Below are 18,221 nucleotides of genomic sequence, written 5' to 3'. Positions count from 1 at the left end.
CCTCCGCTCTCCCGCTAGTTGACCTTGATGTCCGGGTAGAACGGCACGCTGAAGGGGTCGAGCTTGACGTCGGAGACCCGGTCGGAGTGGCCGGCGAGGCCGTTCTGGTACCACAGCGGGATCGACGGCACGTCCTCGGCGAGGAGCCGCTCCGCGTCCTTGTACTTCTCGACGGCGGCGGCGGTGTCCTCGGCGGCGTTGGCCTCGTCGATGAGGTTGTCGAACTCCTTGTTGCTGTACTCGCCGTCGTTGGACGAGGCGCCGGTGTAGTACGTGGGCGCCAGGAAGTTCTCGATCAGCGGGTAGTCCATCTGCCAGCCGGAGCGGAACGGGCCCGTGAACTCGCGGTCGACGACCTGGGTGCGGAAGTCCGCGAAGGTGCCGACCGGGTTGACGACGCAGGCGTTCTCCTTGCCGAGCGTCTGGTTGATGCTGTTGCAGACCGCGTCCATCCACTCCCGGTGCGAGCCGGTGTCGACGTTGGAGGAGATGGTCAGCTTGCCGTCGGGGAGGCCGCCGGCGTCCTGGATCAGCTTCTTGGCCTGCTTCGGGTCGTAACGGCACAGCTCGCCGCAGATCGTGGGGTCGAAGCCGCCCTTCTCGCCGATGACCGGGGAGGTCCAGTCCTTGGCGGGGACGCGGGTGTCGTTGTAGATCTGCTTGGTGATTGCCTCGCGGTCGATGGCCATGGAGATCGCGCGGCGCAGGTCGACGTTCTCCTCCCCGCCCCAGTCGTCGTCGTAGAGGGGAAAGGCGAGGGTCTGGATGATGCCCGCCTCCTGGTTGATGAAGCGGTCGCCGAGGTCGCTCTCGGCGTTGGCGAGCTGGCCGGCGGGCAGCTCGTCGGCGACGTCGAGGTTGCCGGCCTGGAGGTCGGTGTAGGCCGTGTTCTGGTCGGTGTAGACCTTCAGCTCGACGCCGTCGTTCTTCGCCTTGTCGTCGCCCTTGTACTTCTTGTCCTTGACGAGCTTCATCGACGAGCCCCTGGTGTACGAATCGATCTTGTACGGGCCGTTGCCGATGGGCCTGTCGAGGTAGGCGTCGTGGTTGTCGAAGAACGCCCGCGGCAGCGGCGCGAAGGCCGCGTAGCCGAGGGTGTCGGGCCAGATGGAGAACTTCTGCGACAGCTTGACGGTAAACGTGTAGTCGTCGACGACCTTCAGCCCGGAGAGCTTCTGCGCGGTCGGCTCGGCGCCCGCGTCGGTCGGGTGGACCTCGTCGTAGCCCTCGATGTACTTGAAGAAGCTGCTGTTGACCTGCTGGTTCTTGATGTTGGCCGCGTAGTTCCAGGCGTCGACGAAGGACTTGGCGGTGACCGGCTCGCCGTTGCTGAACCGGTGGCCCTTCCTGACCTTGACCGTCCAGTTCTGCTGGTCGTCGCTCTCGATGGACTCGGCGAGCATGTTCTGCGGCTCGGCGGTCTCCGGGTCGTACACGACGAGCCCGCGGGTGATCAGCCTGAGGACCTTGCCGCCCTGGACCTCGTTGGTGTTCGCCGGCTCCAGCGGATTCTGCGGATCGCCCCACTGCGCGGTGACGATGCCGTCCCCGCCCGACGAACCGCCACCGCCGTCACCGCTGTCGCTGCCGCAGGCGGTCGCGGCGAGCGCGGCGCAGACGACGCAAGCGGTCCACGAGGCGCGGGTGGCTCGGCGCATGGGTGCCTCCCAGGGTCCTGAGTATCACTTACGTGACATAAGACCCCACAAGGGGCATACGCGCCTGCGGGGGCACGCCATCGGGGGAGCACAACCGCCCGGATGGAGCGGTACGCCTGCGGTGCGCCTGCCGCGGGCGCGGCGCGGCGGAGCTTCGCGGCGGGGATGAGGCGAGGCGCCGGGGCGCGGGTCGCATGCCCTGTGGTGGTGTCGCCGACGGGGCCCGGGCAGGTCGCGTCCCTTGCGGTGGTGTAGGCACCCGGGCCCGGGCGCCCCGCTGCGATGGCGGCGCGCACGCTTCCGCGGGCGCCGGTACGGCGATCCTCGCCGGTCGCGGCTTGCCCGCCGGAGGAGGCCGCCGCAGCCTCACGACCTCGGCGTTCCGCTCGCCGAAAGGGCTACACCACCCGGCGGGACGCAGTCCCCGGGCGCGACCCCGGCACCGCCGACCTGGCGGCGCCGCGGCAGGCGCTACGCGGGGCCCGTCGCCTCTCGACACCACACCGCGCCCGGCGCACGCCGCCGCCCCCGCGCTCGCGGCCGTCCAGCACCACCTCGCGGATCCCCAGCGCACCCGGCGCGCACACCCACCAACCCGGCACCACGCCCGTCGCAAGCGTTCCACCACCGTCCGGCGCGCCCGGGCCGCACACCGCCGCCCCGGCGCCGCCGAACCCGCGGCGCCCGCGGCACGCGCTACGCGTGCTTGGCGCGTGACGCCGCCCGCGCGCGCTCGCGGCCGTCCAGCACCACCTTGCGGATCCGCACCGTGTCCGGCGTGACCTCCACGCACTCGCCGTCCCGGCAGAACTCCAGCGACTGCTCCAGCGACAGCTTCCGCGGCGGGACGATCGACTCGGCGATGTCCGCGGTGGAGGACCGGACGTTGCTGAGCTTCTTCTCCTTGGTGATGTTGACGTCCATGTCGTCGGCGCGGGAGTTCTCCCCGACGATCATGCCCTCGTACACCTCCGTGCCCGGTTCCACGAACAGCGTCCCGCGCTCCTGGAGGTTCGTCATCGCGAACGCCGTCACCGCCCCCGTCCGGTCCGCGACGAGCGATCCGCTGCTGCGGGTGCGCAGCTCGCCGACCCAGGGCTCGTGGCCCTCGAAGATCGAGTGCGCGATGCCGGTGCCGCGGGTCTGCGTCAGGAACTCCGTGCGGAAGCCGATGAGCCCGCGCGCGGGGACGACGAACTCCATCCGGACCCAGCCGGAGCCGTGGTTCGTCATCGTCTCCATCCGGCCCTTGCGGGCAGCGAGGAGCTGCGTGATCGCGCCGAGGTGCTCCTCCGGGGCGTCGATCGTCATCCGCTCGACGGGCTCGTGGACCTTGCCGTCGACCTCCTTGGTGACCACCTCGGGCTTGCCCACCGTCAGCTCGAAGCCCTCCCGCCGCATCGTCTCCACCAGGATCGCCAGCGCCAGCTCCCCGCGGCCCTGCACCTCCCAGGCGTCCGGCCGCTCGGTGGGCAGCACGCGCAGCGACACGTTGCCGACGAGTTCGCGGTCGAGGCGGTCCTTGACGAGCCGGGCGGTCACCTTGTGGCCCTTGCCGCCCTTCCCGACCAGCGGGGAGTTGTTCGTCCCGATCGTCATCGAGATGGCCGGCTCGTCCACGGTGATCAGCGGCAGCGCCACCGGGGTCTCCGGGTCGGCCAGGGTCTCGCCGATCATGATGTCGGTGATGCCGGCGACCGCGCAGATGTCTCCCGGCCCGGCCAGCTGCGCGGGCCGGCGGGTCAGCGCGTCGGTCATCATCAGCTCGGTGATGCGGACGCTCTGGATGCTGCCGTCGCGCTTGATCCACGCGACCGTCTGGCCCTTCTTCAGCTCGCCCTGCTCCACGCGGAGCAGCGCGATGCGGCCGAGGAAGTTGTCCGCGTCGAGGTTCGTCACGTGCGCCTGGAGGGGGGCGCCCTCCTCGTACGACGGGGCGGGGACGTGGTCCAGCACGGTGGAGAAGAACGGCTCCAGGCTGTCGCTGTCCGCCGGCACCGTGCCGTCCGCCGGCTGGGTGAGCGAGGCGACGCCGTCGCGGGCGCAGGCGTAGACGATGGGGAACTCGATCTGCTCCTCGTCCGCGTCGAGGTCGAGGAAGAGGTCGTACGTGTCGTCCACGACCTCGGCGATCCGCGAGTCGGGCCGGTCCGTCTTGTTGATGCAGAGGATCACCGGCAGCCGCGCCTGAAGCGCCTTGCGCAGCACGAACCGCGTCTGCGGCAGCGGTCCCTCGGAGGCGTCCACCAGCAGCACGACGGCGTCGACCATGGACAGCCCGCGCTCGACCTCGCCGCCGAAGTCGGCGTGGCCGGGGGTGTCGATGATGTTGATGACGACCGGGTCGCCGCCGCCCTTGGGGTGGTACTTCACCGCGGTGTTCTTCGCGAGAATGGTGATGCCCTTCTCGCGTTCCAGGTCGCCGGTGTCCATGACCCGGTCGTCGACGGACTGCAGCTGGTGCTCGGCGAAGGCGCCGGCCTGCTTGAGCATGGCGTCGACCAGGGTGGTCTTGCCGTGGTCGACGTGGGCGACGATGGCGACGTTGCGGATGTCCTGGCGCGTCGGCATGGCTGGGCGGTGCTCCCGGGCTAGAGGGGGTCTGCCGGGCGAATCGACCACGGCCGTCCCTATCGTACGTCCCGCCCCCGGCGCCCGCCCGCGCCGCCCACCGCCGCCCACCGCCGCCCGGCCCGGGGTCAGTCCTCGTCCGGGTCCCAGCCGTGCCGTTGCAGCCGGGCGCGGAGCGCGGCGGCGCGGTCGCGCCGGGGCCGGGGCAGCCGGCGGGCGGCGTCGTTCATCACGCGGTGGTGCTCGGCGCCCAGGAAGGCGGAGGCGACCACGCCGACGTGCCACTCGCTGAGGCCCTCGGAGAGGACGGCCAGCAGCGGGAGGTAGTCCTCGTCGTCGATTCCCGCGGGGAACGCCTCCTGAAGCACGGCCAAGACGGGTGTCAGACGGGGATCCACACGCGCGCCTCCGGTTCAGCGGTGAAGGGTGATCTGCTGCGGCAGGGTTCCTTCTTCCCACAGGGCGTCGAGCCTGCGGAACAGCGCGTCCATGCCTGCGCCGCGGAGTTCGTCGCGGTCGTCGGCGGAGAGCGGTTCCGGCAGCTCGAAGCGCCCGAGGTCCGGTCCCGTCCAGCCCTTGCAGCGCCGGCACGACGCGCACCACAGGTAGCTGATGATCGAGGGGGCGGCACGCTGGAAGCTGCGGTACGCGTACGTGCGCACCGCGACGTTTCCGCAGGCGGGGCAGCGACGCTCGGTCCGGTCCTCAAGGAAGCCGGGGCCCGCCAGCAGTTCCCGTTCGTGGTAGTGCGCAAAGGGCCGCATCGTCACCTCACTGCCCCCGGCTGTGTCGTCGGCGAAGCCGTGCGGCCCGGTGGGCCGTGCGCGGTGCCGAGGGCGGACAATCTCCGCGATCTTCTGCGAGGAGGACGTGTGCGGGGCGGCCGCCGGTTCCCGCCGGCCGGTGCGTCAGTTGCGGTAGCCGATGTCCTGGTAGCGGGGGGTGGCGAAGCCGAAGGCGCCGGCGTTGGCGAGGTCGCGGTCGGTGGCGACCAGCTCCGGGCGCTGGTAGAGCGGTACCGAGCCGGCCGCCGCCCAGATGCGGGCGTCGGCGCGGGTCAGCAGCTCCCGCGCGGCCTCGTCGTCCAGCTCGGCGACCGCCTGGTCGAAGAGCTGGTCGATCGCGTCGGTGCCGACGCGGGTGTAGTTCTGCTCGACGACCAGGGAGCCGTCGGGGGACGGCACGGGCTTGGCGTAGATGGGGCGGGCGTCGGTGGCCGGGTAGGGGGTGCCGGGCCAGGAGTAGAGCGCGAGGTCGTATTCGCCGGCCGCGACGTAGTCCTCGAAGTAGGCGGCCTCCCCGGCCTCCACGACCTCGGTCCGTACGCCGATGTTGTCCAGCATCTTGACCACCCGCGAGGCCACCGACCGCAGCTGCTCCGTGCCCGGTCCCTCCGGTACGACGAAGCGGAGCGTCAGCGGCTTGCCGTCCTTGACGAACGGCCGCTGCCGGGGCGGTTGCGCCACGCTCGACGCCCGCTCGGCGAGCTCCGCGCGCGCCGCCCGCGCGGCTTTCACGGCCTTCTTGTACGCCTTCGAGGACCTGCCGTGCTCCGCGGCGGCCGCCCACACCTCCGCCTGCCGGTCCAGCGCGATGCGCTGCGTCTCCGCCGGCCGCGTGACCGACAGCGGCAGGTCGTACGTGGGCAGCGCCGCGGCGGCGGGCTTGTCGTCGCCGGAGCCCTTCGCCTCCGCCGCGCCGGGCCGGGGGCCGCCCTTCCAGCCCGCCTCGGCCAGCATCTTCTGGGCCGCCAGCACGTCCTGCGAGCCGAGCGCGTCGCTCTGGTCGCTGTAGCCGGGCTGGCCCGGCAGGAGCAGGTGGCTGCCCAGCGGCTTCGCGGGCAGCCCGTGCGGGCCGAGGACGCTGCGCGCCAGGGTGCCGCGGTCCACGGCGCGGGCGACGGCGCGGCGTACCCGCTCGTCGGCGAGCGGGCCGGAGCTGCCGTTGAGCGCGAGCTGTGTGTACGCGGGCTCCAGCGCCCGGTGCACCCGGTACGGGCGGGGGCCGGCCTGCGGCAGGGAGACGCGGTCCGCCGGTTTGCCGTCCTGGTCCGGGTCGGGTTTGGCGACCTGCACGGTGGCCTTCGCGGCCGCGGCGGCGCGGGCGGCCTCCAGGGCCTCGTCCCGTTCGACCTCGGCGATGTCGAGGCGGCCGGCGGTCAGCGCCTCCTCGCGCGAGGTGCCGCGCGGCACCTCGGCGAAGACGAGCCGGTCGAGGAGCGCCCGGTCGCCCCACCAGCGGGGGTTGCGCACAAGGGTCACCGACTTCACGTCGTCCCCGGCGGTCTCGTCCCGCTTCCGCTTCTTCTTCCCGTCCTTCTTGCCGTCCTTCTTCCCGGCGTCCTTCTTCTTGCCGTCCTTGTACTTCTTCTTCTCCTTCTTCTGCTTCTCCTCGACGTCCTTGATCGTGAACGGGCCCGCGACCTCCGGCAGCCCGGTCCGCGACGCGTCGTTGAACGCCTTCGGCGTCTTCATCACGCTCATCGGGTAGAGCGGCGAGAAGAGGCCCTCCCAGTCCGCGTACGGCTTGTCGAAGACGACCTCCACCTCACCCGGGTCGTCCCCGGCCGCCACCGACTCGATCCGGTCGTACCCGGCGTTCCGCGCCGTCCAGTAGGCGGTGTCCTCGCCGTTCAGCGCGAGCCATTGGGCTTCGAAGTCCTCCGCCCCGATCGGCCGCCCGTCGCTCCACACCGCGCTGGGGTTCAGCCGGTAGACCACCCGCTGCTCGGGGGCGCGCTCGACGACCTCCACGCTCTCCAGGTAGTCCGGGTCCGCCGTGGGCCGCCCGTGCTCGTCGAGGGTGAACAGCCGCGGCAGCACGGCGCCCGCCACGCGGTCCGTCGCCTCGCCGGCGTCGGCCTGGAAGACGTTGAACGTCTCCGGCGCCTCGTCCACCGCCCAGCGGACCGTGCCGCCCGGCCGGAGCTGCTCGCGCGAGACGGCGGTCACGTCGGACGCGGCGGCGGCCGCGCCGTCCGGGGAGGTGTCGCACCCCGCCAGGGGCAGCGTGACGCCCGCGGCGATCAGCACGGCGGCGTACCGCCCGCGGCTGTGAAGGGACATGCTCGATACCTCCGTGATGCACACTTCCGGCGTCTTTTGCCGCTCATCACACTTCTGCGGTCCCGCCACCTAAATCGAGCGCCGCCCGGACCCCGGGGCGACACGGCGGGCGCGCCGCGCAACGCCACCCGTCCGGCCCAGTCGTAGGGAGATCGGCCCGTCAGTTTTCCGTACGGACCGGCAGGATCCGGCCTCGTCCTTCACCCCCGCAGGGGGAAATCTGCAGATGTCTTCCCAAGCGAGCGCGTGACGCGCAACACTTCCCCCCACAAGCGCCCCGAGCGCGCTTTCGCCGTGCGCGAAGGCCGCGGGGGGTGCCCAGTTAGCGCCGCCCGACCGAAGACGTGAGGGCATGTCATGACCCTGAACGAAGAACTGACCGCAGCGCAGCGCTGCGTCGACGACCTCGTACGCACCGTGGGCCGCCTGGAGCAGCGCATGGGCACCGGCGCGCTGGAGCTGCGCCGCGTGCGTGCCGACGCCGACCACCTGCGGGAGTCCCTCGCCCTGCTGCGCGAGGTCTCCGCCCAGGGCCCCGAGAAGGAGGGGCCGACCCTGGTCCCCATCACCGACCAGCCGTACGACCACACCCTGTGGCGCGACGCCGACGACGAGGGACTCGGCGCCGGCGGCCGGCACGCCCCCTAGCCGGGCGGCCGCCGGGCCACCCCCGCCACCCGCGGGGCGCCGGGGCCGCCGTCAGGCCCCGGTCCGCCCGCCGCGGCACCCCTGTCCATCCCCGACCCCACTACTCCCGTCCCGCCGGAGAGAACCTTGGCCACCGGAACAACCGAACGCCCGCCCAGCCCCGACCAGCCGGGCGGTGTCCACGCGCCCGGGCGCGCCGCCATCGCGGCGCGCCATCTGCGCACCGACCGCTGGTGGGTGCAGCCGACCGCCACCGTCGCCGGGCTGCTGGCGTTCGTGATCTACTCGACGTGGCGCGCCCTCGTCAACGACGACTACTACGCCGCGCCGTACGTCTCCCCGTTCTACTCGCCCTGCCTCGGATCCGACTGCGTGGACATGAAGGGCGGCCCGAACTTCGCGCTCTTCGGCGACTGGTGGTTCATGTCCCCGGCCGCCATCATCCTGATCTTCCCGCTGGGCTTCCGGCTCACCTGCTACTACTACCGCAAGGCGTACTACCGCGGCTTCTGGGCGTCGCCGCCCTCCTGCGCCGTCGCCGAGCCGCACAAGACGTACACCGGCGAGACCCGCTTCCCGCTGATCCTGCAGAACCTCCACCGCTACTTCTTCTACGCGGCGCTCGCGGTCGCCGCGATCCTCACGTACGACGCGATCCTCGGGTTCCGCAACAGCGACTACGAGTGGGGCCACGTGGGCCTCGGCACCGTCGTCCTGTGGATCAACGTCGTGCTCATCTGGCTCTACACCCTCTCCTGCCACTCCTGCCGGCACATCGTCGGCGGCCGGCTCAGGCACTTCTCCAAGCACCCGCTGCGCTACCGCGCCTGGGGCTGGGTGGGCAAGCTCAACGCGCGCCACGCGCAGCTGGCGTGGGCGTCCCTGATCAGCGTGGGGCTCGCCGACTTCTACGTATACCTGCTGGCCACCGGCGCCTTCGACGACCCGGTGCTGTTCTGAGCCGCAGGGAGCCGACCGATGGGAAAGGCGAAGCACAGAAAATGACGCAAGTCGAACGGCAGCAGTGGGACGTCGTCGTGGTCGGTGCCGGGGGCGCCGGGCTGCGGGCGGCGATCGAGGCCCGCGAGCAGGGGCTGCGTACCGCCGTGATCTGCAAGTCGCTCTTCGGCAAGGCCCACACCGTGATGGCCGAGGGCGGCATCGCCGCCAGCATGGGCAACGTCAACGCGGGCGACAACTGGCAGGTGCACTTCCGCGACACGATGCGCGGGGGCAAGTTCCTCAACAGCTGGCGGATGGCCGAGCTGCACGCGAAGGAGGCGCCGGACCGGGTCTGGGAGCTGGAGACCTGGGGCGCGCTCTTCGACCGCACCAAGGACGGCAGGATCTCCCAGCGCAACTTCGGCGGCCACGAGTACCCGCGCCTCGCCCACGTCGGCGACCGCACCGGGCTCGAACTGATCCGCACGCTCCAGCAGAAGGTCGTCTCCCTCCAGCAGGAGGACTTCAAGGCCGGCGGGGACTACGAGTCCGGGATCAAGGTCTTCCAGGAGTGCACGGTCACCCGGATCCTCAAGGATCCCGACGGCCGGGTCTCCGGCGTGTTCTGCTACGAGCGCGAGTCCGGCCGGTTCTTCGTGATCGAGACGCCGGCGGTGGTGCTGGCGACCGGCGGCATCGGCAAGTCGTTCAAGGTGACGTCCAACTCCTGGGAGTACACCGGCGACGGGCACGCGCTCGCGCTGCTCGCCGGGGCGTCGCTGATCAACATGGAGTTCGTCCAGTTCCACCCCACCGGGATGGTCTGGCCGCCCTCGGTCAAGGGGATCCTCGTCACCGAGTCGGTCCGCGGCGACGGCGGTGTCCTGCGCAACAGCGAGGGCAAACGTTTCATGTTCGACTACGTCCCGGACGTCTTCAAGGAGAAGTACGCCCAGAGCGAGGACGAGGGCGACCGCTGGTACGAGGACCCGGACAACAACCGGCGCCCGCCGGAGCTGCTGCCCCGCGACGAGGTGGCCCGCGCCATCAACTCCGAGGTCAAGGCCGGCCGCGGCTCGCCGCACGGCGGCGTGTTCCTCGACGTGTCCACCCGGCTGCCCGCCGAGGAGATCAAGCGCCGGCTGCCGTCGATGCACCACCAGTTCAAGGAGCTGGCGGACGTCGACATCACCGCCGAGGCCATGGAGGTCGGCCCCACCTGCCACTACGTGATGGGCGGCGTCGACGTCGACCCGGACACCGCGGCGGCGCTGGGCGTGCCCGGCCTGTTCGCGGCCGGCGAGGTCGCCGGCGGCATGCACGGCTCCAACCGGCTGGGCGGCAACTCCCTGTCGGACCTGCTGGTCTTCGGGCGCCGCGCGGGCCTGCACGCGGCCGAGTACGCGCGCGACGCGGCGGGTTCCGGTGCGGGGCGCGCGGAGGTCGACGAGGAGCAGGTCGCGGCGGCGTCGGCGGAGGCGCTGCGCCCGTTCAGCGCGGAGGCCGGGGCGGACGGTGCGGACGGTGCGGAGACCGGGGAGTCCGGCGCCGGGGACGGCGACGGCGCCCGGCCGCCGGAGAACCCGTACACGCTCCACCAGGAGCTCCAGCAGGCCATGAACGACCTGGTGGGCATCATCCGCCGGGAGGCGGAGATGAGCGAGGCGCTGAACCGCCTCGGCGACCTCCGCGCCCGCGCCCGGCGGGCCGGCGTCGAGGGCCACCGGCAGTTCAATCCCGGCTGGCACCTGGCGCTGGACATGCGGAACATGCTGCTGGTCAGCGAGTGCGTCGCGCGCGCGGCCCGGGAGCGCACCGAGTCCCGCGGCGGCCACACCCGGGACGACTTCCCGGCGATGGACCGCGACTGGCGCAAGCAGAACCTCGTCTGCCGCCTCGCCGACCCCGGCGGCGGCGCCCTGCCCGGGCGGGACGTCCCCGACCCCGAGCGCGGCCAGATCCGGCTGGAGAAGCGCGAGATGCCGCCGATCCGGTCCGATCTGCTCGATCTCTTCGAGAAGGACGAGCTGGTGAAGTACCTGACGGACGAGGAGCTGACGACCGAGTGACCACGGCACCCACCACGAGCACGGGTTACACCGCCCGTTTCAAGGTCTGGCGCGGCGACGCCGAGGGCGGCGGCCTGGAGGACTTCGCGGTCGAGGTGAACGAGGGCGAGGTCGTCCTCGACATCATCCACCGGCTCCAGGCCACGCAGGCCCCGGACCTGGCCGTGCGCTGGAACTGCAAGGCGGGCAAGTGCGGCTCGTGCAGCGCGGAGATCAACGGACGGCCGCGGCTGCTGTGCATGACCCGGATGTCGGTCTTCGAGCGGGACGAGACCATCACGGTCACCCCGCTGCGGGCCTTCCCCGTCGTGCGCGACCTGGTCACGGACGTCGGCTTCAACTACGAGAAGGCCCGCGAGATCCCCTCCTTCGTCCCGCCGGAGAAGCTGGCGCCCGGCGAGTACCGGATGCAGCAGGAGGACGTGGAGCGCTCGCAGGAGTTCCGCAAGTGCATCGAGTGCTTCCTGTGCCAGGACACCTGCCACGTGGTGCGCGACCACGAGGAGAACAAGGCGGCCTTCGCCGGCCCCCGGTTCCTCATGCGGGTCGCGGAGCTGGACATGCACCCCCTGGACGCGGCCGCGGACGAGGGGCTGGACCGCAGGACGACGGCGCAGGACGAGCACGGGCTGGGCTACTGCAACATCACCAAGTGCTGCACGGAGGTCTGCCCCGAGCACATCAAGATCACCGACAACGCGCTGATCCCGCTCAAGGAGCGGGCGGCGGACCGTAAGTACGACCCGCTGGTGTGGCTGGGGAACAAGATCTTCCGCCGCAAGGAGTAGCCGGACGGGTCCGCCACCGGTCGGACCACTGACACGGGCGGCAGGGTACTTGCCGCCCGTGTCCCGGTTCGGGATGCTCCACTGTCATGAGCAGATCCCCCGGAAGCCCTAAGTCAGCAGCGCGTACGTGGACTTGGCCGGCCGCCGCCGCGATGGCCGCCCTCCTCGCCGTCGGCCTCGGCGGCGGCGCCCCCGCCGGTGCGGAACCCGGCGACGACGGCCTCAAGCAGGCCCTGGACAACGTCCTCGCGGACGAGCGGCTGGAGGGCGCGCTCGCGTCCGTCGTCGTGGCCGACGCGGCGAGCGGCGAGACGCTGTACGAGCACTCCGCCGCCACCCGGCTCATGCCCGCCTCCAACACCAAGCTGCCCACGTCCGCCGCGGCGATGGAGCTGCTGGGCCCCGGCTACACCTGGTCCACGGACGTCCTGGCGGCCGGGGACGACCTGTACCTGCGCGGCACCGGCGACCCGACGATGCTCGCCGCCGACTACGACGCGCTGGCCGCGAAGGTCGCGGCGGCCGGGGTCGACGAGGTCGACCGGCTCGTCGCGGACGACACCCGCTTCGACGACGTACGCCTCGGCAACGGCTGGTCCGCCGACTACGAGTCGGACTACTACGCGATGCAGATCTCCGCCCTGACCGTCGCCCCGGACACGGACTACGACGCCGGGACGGTCGTCGTCGAGGCGTACCCCGGCAAGCGGCCGGGCGACCGGCCACGGGTGGAGGTGACGCCGCCCACCGGCTACGTCGAGATCGAGAACCACGGCCGTACGGTGGCGAAGGGGGAGGCCGACACGCTCCGCATCGCGCGCGAGCACGGCACGAACACCATCGTCGTCAGCGGGAACATCCCGGTGAAGGCGAACGCCACCAAGGAGTGGATCACGGTGTGGGAGCCGACCGGCTACGCGGCCGCGGTCTTCCGGGACGCGCTGGAGCGGCACGGCGTGGAGGTCGAGGGCCGGTCGCTGCTGGGCCGGGCGACGCCCGACCGGGCCCGCCCGGTGGCGAGCCACAGCTCGATGCCGCTGAAGGACCTGCTGATCCCGTTCATGAAGCTGTCCAACAACGGCCACGCGGAGATCCTGACGAAGACGATCGGCGTGGAGACGGCGGACGCCGGCACGTGGCCCGCGGGCCTGCGCGGGATCTCGTCGTACCTGGAGTCGGTGGGCGTGGACACGTCCACCCTGCGCCAGGTCGACGGCTCGGGGCTGTCGCGGGGCAACAACATCCCGGGCCGGGCGTTCGTGCAGCTGCTGACGGCGGTGCAGGACGAGCCGTGGTTCGGCGCGTGGTACGAGTCGCTGCCGGTGGCGTGCGACCCGGAGCGCTTCGTGGGCGGCACGCTGCGCTCGCGGATGTGCGACACCCCGGCGGAGGGCAACGCGCGGGCGAAGACGGGGTCGCTGACGGGGGCGTCGGCCCTGTCGGGGTACGTGACGGCGGCGGACGGCCGGGAGCTGGTGTTCAGCGTGGTGCTGAACAACTATCTGGCGGGTTCGGTGAAGGACATCGAGGACGATGTGGTGACGACGCTGGCGGGGTACGGCACGGAGTCACAGACGGCAAAGACGGCGGAGCCGCGGTCGCCGAAGAACCGGAACGCGGAACGCGGGGCCGATGTCGAGTGCGCCTGGCTGAAGCCGAGGGGGTGCTGAGAAGCTGCTCGCCGCGGGGCCCGGCGGGGCCCCGCGGGTAACGGCAAGGATCACTCGGGCGCCCCCCTTCCTTCTTCTTCCTCGTCCGCCTTCTGCTGGTGATCAGCGTTCACCCGCTTCTTACCGGGGCCCTTGATCAGCAGAACCAGGAAGATCACGGCGCCAATCAGGCCGGCATCGCCCCAGAGGGGGGACAGATCCGTATTCGGATTGCCGACTGAACTTACGGCTGTGAAGCAGAGTAACAAGCCGATTGCGGCTTTCCCACGCGTCATACGACGGATGATTCCACGCAGTCCCGGGGCCCCCTCCCGAACACACGAGTCGCCGACCCCGAAGCCCTGCCGGTCGGCGGGGTCGTTCATGGACTCACCCGGACGTGAGGTGGGGCGACCGCTCTGTCTGCCGGATGGGAGACGGCAGGCAGGGCGGCTTACGCCGTTGCCGGCGGCGGCCTCTGACGTGCGGTCGGAGCACGGGCGGGCGACCCGCGACACGGGGGGCTCCATGCTCCACCCCACTACCGGGCGGGCATCAGTGGCCGGGATGTCGGCGGATGAGGACGGTGGCGTCGCTGACGGCCGACAGGTCGCCCGCCGCGCGGGCCGTCGCGCGCCCGTCGGCCAGTTCGGCGCACCGCCCGCAGTCGGCGGCCGGGGGCGCGTCGGGGAGGGGCCATACGCCCGGCAGGTGAACCGGGTCACCCGGGTAACGGCGTGGGGATGCGGTCACCGGGCCACCCCTCGCCGGGTGAGCACGCGGCACGTAGGCCGTACGCTCACGACCGCCCCCGGTGGCAGCGCGGGCAGGCGCACAGCGGCCAGCTTGGGCGCAGCTCCGGTGGAGCGTCGGTGTTCGGGCGGAACCACGTGGTGCGCACAGCGCGGCGCTGTCCGGCCGCGGTGACGCGGTAGACCTTGAGCGTCAACGCGGGGCGCCGGCGCCACCGATACGGCCCGGCAGGCACTCAGGTCACCTCCATGCCGTAGAGGGGGCCGAGCCCGATGCCGAGCCCGTCCACGGTCGGCAACGGGGCCCGGCGTCCAGCCCGCTGCCGGTGCGCCTCCTGCCGTCGTTCGTGGTCGTGGACGAGGGCGTACGGGCGCACCAGCGGGGCGGCGCGACGGCGGCGGCCCGAGGCGGGCAGTAAGCGACTCACCAAGGGCCCGAAGACCCTGGCGGGACAGTGCGGCATATCAACGCTCCTTCGCAGCGTGGGCCACGCCCCGGACCGTTCTGGGTCCCGCCCACGCCGGAGGCCGTGGGGGAGGTCGCGGGGGCCTGGCCGTCCACACTCCCGGGTGAGCACACGCGGATCCATGCCGAAGCCCTATACGGGCGTCCTAGAGTCGAGTTCATGAGGGAGCACGCTGCGGACCTCTGGTCACACCCCCGCCTCGCAGCGGCCGTCGCGGCCGAGGACTGGGGTGCGGTGCTGCGGTTGTACCGTCGGCTCACGGGCACCGGCCAGACGAAGGCCGGCGAACTGGTCGGCCTGACACAGCCGGACGTCTCCGCCATCGAGCGCGGCCGGCGTCGCGTCACCTCCCTGGAAGTATGGCAGCGCATCGTCTCCGGCCTCGGAGTACCGGCGGCCCTGCTCACCTCCGGGCCGCAGCACGACACCCAGCCGGTGCCCGGCCTCGCGCTCGCCGGCGTGCTGCCGGACGGCGACCTGCTCGCCCGGGTGACGAGCGTTGTTCGCGCCGAGCGGAAGCCCGACGCGGCAACCCTGGACTGGCTGGACCGCCTGCTCGCCGAGCACCGCCGGGCCGAAGACCGCATCGGATCCGGCCCCTTGGTCGAGCTGATCCGCCGGCAACTGCGCGTCGTGGTCGAGATGCACGCCGGCGCCCGGGGAGAAACGGCGAACCGGGTGGTGCGTCTGGCCTCGGAGCACGCCCAGTTCCTCGCGTGGATGGCCCAGGACCAGGGGGAGACCGCTTCGGCGCTGGCGTGGTACGACCGCGCCCACGAGTGGGCACTGGAGGCCGCCGACGCAGCCATGGCCGCCACCGCGTTGAGCATGAAGGCGCACATGGCGTGGTCCGGCGGGCGCGGCGTCCGCTGCGTACGTCTGGCCGAGGCCGCCCGCTGGTCCGCCCCCGGCACGTCCCTGGGGGTGCAGGGCATGGCCGCTCAGATGCAGGCCCGGGGACACGCGCTGGAGCAGGAGTCCGACGCCGCGCGCCGGCTGCTGGACGAGGCACAGGACCTCATCGTCCGGGCCGCTGAGCGCCCGGAGGACGAACCGCCGTGGATGTACTTCTACGACGAGACGTGGTTCACCCTCCAGCGGGGCATGGCGCAGATGCACCTGCGTCGGTGGCCGGCCGCAGCCGAACTCATTGCGACGGGTCTTGAGGCCCTGCCGGACTCCTATCGGCGGGACAAGACCTGGTACCGCGCATGCCTGGCGCACGCACTTGCCGGTGCCGGAGAGGGGCAGGAGGCCCTGTCGGTGGCGCTGTCGTGCGTGGGCGACTCCGCCGAAGTCGGCCGGCCGCACTCGTGGAACGAGCTGCACACCACGGCGGCGCTCCTCCTGCGGCAGGGCGCGCCGGAGTCGCGGGAACTGGTCGACGCTCTACGCGAGCACGGCTAGGCACGCTCACGCCCGAAGTCGGTGAAACCGGTGAGAGACGCCCTTGGGGGCGACGCCCCGGCCGAGAACGCCGTTGTGTGGCTGGCGGGAGGTCCGTGACGCGGACGGCCTGGGACGGTGGGTGGCCCGGTGTCGGGGTGGGCGGGCCCGGCCGGCCCGATCGCGGCTGGTACGGGCCGAGGGCGGCTCATCTCAGTCCTTGGGCGTGGCGACGCCGGCGGGCAGTTTCGCGTCGACCCCTTCCAGCGCGCACGTCACGAAACGAAAGCCCTCGTCCCAGTCGTCGGAGTTGGTGTAGCCGACGACGTCGTGCTGCTCGGTGCGCACCCACGCCTGCTTGAACCGGCTGGCGCAGATCGCGTACAGGTCCACGTTCTCGTACGGAACGTCCTGGGACGCCTCGACATGGCCGATGACCTGCTGGTCGTGGGGCCGGTCGCAGTCCGCCAGGAAGATGTCGTCGTCCTCCTCGTCGATGCAGTCCCCGGTGCCCAGCTGCGATATGTAGAGGGACGCGCCCTGCTCCCGGTGTTCGCCCAGATTCCCGCCGGTGAGGATGCCGCGCTGGAAGACCAGGCACGCCGCCTCGGCCCCTGTTCCGGAACCGCCCGCGTCATCGGGCCGCAGGACGGTCAGGAGGGCGTCTGCCAGACTCCGGCGGAGTTCAGCCGTCTGCCGGCCGCACTCCCGGCGCACGGGCGCCTCGCCGCCCCCGGCGTCCGGAACGGTGGCGACGACCTGCCCTGCCGGGGTGGGGCTCGACTCCGTCTCGACACAGTCCACGGTCACCACGTCGGTCAGGACCGTGTAGTCGTCGTTGTGGGTGCCGACGATGACGCAGTCCCCCGCCTCCAGCGGCTTCCGCAGCCCGACGTCGCCGCCGTACAGCACACCCGCCTCCGTGGCGGAGTCGTCGGCGTCCGCCGGCCCGGTGCGGTCGGCCTGGCGCGCCGGGGGGTCCGTCTGGCCGGTGTTCTGCTGCCCGTCGTCGCTCAGGGCGGCCACGGCGGTCAACGCGGCGGCGGTCAACGCCACGGCGCCGGCGACCGCCCACGCCAGGATCCTGGGCGGCTGCGGCGGGAGGCTCTTGCGGGTCGGGCTCCCGCCGGAGCCGCCCGGCGGGTCCGCCGCGGCGCGTGCGGCCGTCTCGACGGCGGCGAGTCCGGTGAGGGCGGTGTGCAGGGTGGGGCGGTGGCCGGGCTCCTTCGACAGCAGGCCCATGATGAGGTCGGCCAGCGGGTCGCAGGCGTTGACGGGCCGGGCCGGCGACTCGGTGAGGGAGGCGGTGGCGGTGCTGTCGCCGTCGCCGCGGTCGAAGGGCGGGTGCCCCTCGGAGGCGCAGTAGAGCGTGGCCCCGAGAGAGTACAGGTCGGAGGCCGGCGGCTCCGCGCCCTGGACCCGCTCCGGTGCCATGTAACCGGGGGTGCCGATCACACCGTTGGTCATCCGCGTCTGCCCGGAGCCCGCGTAGAGGGAGATCCCGTAGTCGGCCAGCATCACCCGTCCGTACCGGTTCCCCGAGTGGTCCGGGGCGAGGAGGATGTTGGCGGGCTTCACGTCGCGGTGCACGATGCCCAGGGAGTGCCCCGTGCTCAGCGCCTTCAGCACGGCGATGCCGACGCGGGCGATGTCCGCGTCGGACAGCCTGCCCTGGTCCCGGATGATCGTCCGCAGGTCGGTCGCGTCGGTGACGTACTCCATGACGATCCACGGCAGCCCGTCCTGCTCCACGAGGTCCACGACGTTCACCACGTGCGGATGGCCGCGTAACAGCGCGGCGTTGCGCGCCTCCGCCCGGGCCCGTGAGACGCGCTGTGCGCGGGTGCCGTCGCCCGGGTCGCTCGACACGTCGATCTGCTTGATCGCGACCTGGATCCCCAGGTGCTCGTCCTCGGCCAGCCATACGCTGCCCATGCCGCCGGCCCCCAGCAGGCGCAGCAACCGGTACCGCCCCACCCGCGAGCCATTCAACTCCGTCACCGCGGTTCTCCGTTTCACGCCCACCCGTCGGTCAAGCCTTCAATCTCCCCACTGGACCGGGGCTTCCGCAACCACACGAGCCGGCCGTTGCGGTCCGGTAGGGCCGCCACCGCCGGGGGCGGTCCGGGGCAGGTGACGGGGCCCGGGGGGGGTTCTGCGCTCCGGGTCCGGGTGCGGCTCCGGCAAAAGCCGCATACCCTCCCGTACAGGGCGCCGACCTGCGGC

General features: G+C 72.0%; 15 protein-coding genes. 6 read left to right on the top strand and 9 right to left on the bottom strand.

Annotated features, from left to right (window positions below; genetic code table 11):
* Positions 1 to 14: 14 nt before the first annotated feature.
* The 5 genes from ACHZ99_RS22215 to ACHZ99_RS22195 form a co-directional block, all read right to left on the bottom strand.
* Positions 15 to 1,658, bottom strand: coding sequence for a peptide ABC transporter substrate-binding protein (locus tag ACHZ99_RS22215; RefSeq protein WP_420306458.1), 1,644 nt, complete (start codon positions 1,656 to 1,658; stop codon positions 15 to 17).
* A gap of 696 nt (positions 1,659 to 2,354) precedes the next feature.
* The gene (gene typA / locus ACHZ99_RS22210; RefSeq protein ID WP_420306457.1) at positions 2,355 to 4,229 is read right to left on the bottom strand and encodes a translational GTPase TypA; all 1,875 of its coding nucleotides are present in this window, start codon (positions 4,227 to 4,229) and stop codon (positions 2,355 to 2,357) included.
* 128 nt (positions 4,230 to 4,357) lie between these two features.
* Positions 4,358 to 4,603: a DUF3349 domain-containing protein gene (locus tag ACHZ99_RS22205; protein ID WP_420306456.1), complete on the bottom strand. Its 246-nt coding sequence runs from the start codon at positions 4,601 to 4,603 to the stop codon at positions 4,358 to 4,360.
* Positions 4,604 to 4,642: 39 nt separating this feature from the next.
* Entirely contained in the window at positions 4,643 to 4,993 is a 351-nt protein-coding gene (locus ACHZ99_RS22200; RefSeq protein ID WP_420306455.1) for a hypothetical protein, read from the bottom strand.
* Between the two features lie 144 nt (positions 4,994 to 5,137).
* Entirely contained in the window at positions 5,138 to 7,294 is a 2,157-nt protein-coding gene (locus ACHZ99_RS22195) for an ABC transporter family substrate-binding protein (protein ID WP_420306454.1), read from the bottom strand.
* Between the two features lie 357 nt (positions 7,295 to 7,651).
* On the opposite strand from ACHZ99_RS22195, the gene ACHZ99_RS22190 reads away from it, so the two are divergent.
* From ACHZ99_RS22190 to dacB, 5 genes are all read left to right on the top strand, one after another.
* A complete protein-coding gene (locus tag ACHZ99_RS22190) occupies positions 7,652 to 7,942 on the top strand; it encodes a hypothetical protein (RefSeq protein ID WP_420306453.1) in 291 nt (96 codons plus the stop codon).
* Positions 7,943 to 8,068: 126 nt separating this feature from the next.
* Entirely contained in the window at positions 8,069 to 8,902 is an 834-nt protein-coding gene (locus ACHZ99_RS22185; protein WP_420306452.1) for a hypothetical protein, read from the top strand.
* Positions 8,903 to 8,943: 41 nt separating this feature from the next.
* Positions 8,944 to 10,953: a fumarate reductase/succinate dehydrogenase flavoprotein subunit gene (locus tag ACHZ99_RS22180; protein ID WP_420306451.1), complete on the top strand. Its 2,010-nt coding sequence runs from the start codon at positions 8,944 to 8,946 to the stop codon at positions 10,951 to 10,953.
* Complete coding sequence (locus ACHZ99_RS22175) at positions 10,950 to 11,741, top strand: succinate dehydrogenase/fumarate reductase iron-sulfur subunit (protein ID WP_420306450.1); 792 nt, start codon at positions 10,950 to 10,952, stop codon at positions 11,739 to 11,741. The genes ACHZ99_RS22180 and ACHZ99_RS22175 overlap by 4 nt, the downstream gene beginning before the upstream one ends.
* A gap of 86 nt (positions 11,742 to 11,827) precedes the next feature.
* A complete protein-coding gene (gene dacB, locus ACHZ99_RS22170) occupies positions 11,828 to 13,411 on the top strand; it encodes a D-alanyl-D-alanine carboxypeptidase/D-alanyl-D-alanine endopeptidase (RefSeq protein WP_420306449.1) in 1,584 nt (527 codons plus the stop codon).
* Positions 13,412 to 13,461: 50 nt separating this feature from the next.
* Here dacB and ACHZ99_RS22165 read toward each other — a convergent pair whose 3' ends face one another.
* From ACHZ99_RS22165 to ACHZ99_RS22155, 3 genes are all read right to left on the bottom strand, one after another.
* A complete protein-coding gene (locus tag ACHZ99_RS22165; protein ID WP_420306448.1) occupies positions 13,462 to 13,686 on the bottom strand; it encodes a hypothetical protein in 225 nt (74 codons plus the stop codon).
* Between the two features lie 259 nt (positions 13,687 to 13,945).
* Positions 13,946 to 14,143 (bottom strand): hypothetical protein, encoded by a 198-nt coding sequence (locus ACHZ99_RS22160; protein ID WP_420306447.1) that lies wholly within the window; start codon positions 14,141 to 14,143, stop codon positions 13,946 to 13,948.
* Positions 14,144 to 14,378: 235 nt separating this feature from the next.
* The gene (locus tag ACHZ99_RS22155; protein WP_420306446.1) at positions 14,379 to 14,570 is read right to left on the bottom strand and encodes a hypothetical protein; all 192 of its coding nucleotides are present in this window, start codon (positions 14,568 to 14,570) and stop codon (positions 14,379 to 14,381) included.
* A gap of 198 nt (positions 14,571 to 14,768) precedes the next feature.
* On the opposite strand from ACHZ99_RS22155, the gene ACHZ99_RS22150 reads away from it, so the two are divergent.
* Positions 14,769 to 16,016, top strand: coding sequence for a helix-turn-helix domain-containing protein (locus ACHZ99_RS22150; protein ID WP_420306445.1), 1,248 nt, complete (start codon positions 14,769 to 14,771; stop codon positions 16,014 to 16,016).
* Positions 16,017 to 16,208: 192 nt separating this feature from the next.
* On the opposite strand, the gene ACHZ99_RS22145 is transcribed toward ACHZ99_RS22150, so the two are convergent.
* The gene (locus ACHZ99_RS22145; protein ID WP_420306443.1) at positions 16,209 to 17,996 is read right to left on the bottom strand and encodes a serine/threonine-protein kinase; all 1,788 of its coding nucleotides are present in this window, start codon (positions 17,994 to 17,996) and stop codon (positions 16,209 to 16,211) included.
* Between the last annotated feature and the right edge of the window lie 225 nt (positions 17,997 to 18,221).

The organism is Streptomyces sp. MAR4 CNX-425 (genome assembly GCF_048656465.1).
Taxonomy (GTDB): domain Bacteria; phylum Actinomycetota; class Actinomycetes; order Streptomycetales; family Streptomycetaceae; genus Streptomyces.
This window is presented reverse-complemented; position numbering and strand designations above follow the sequence as displayed.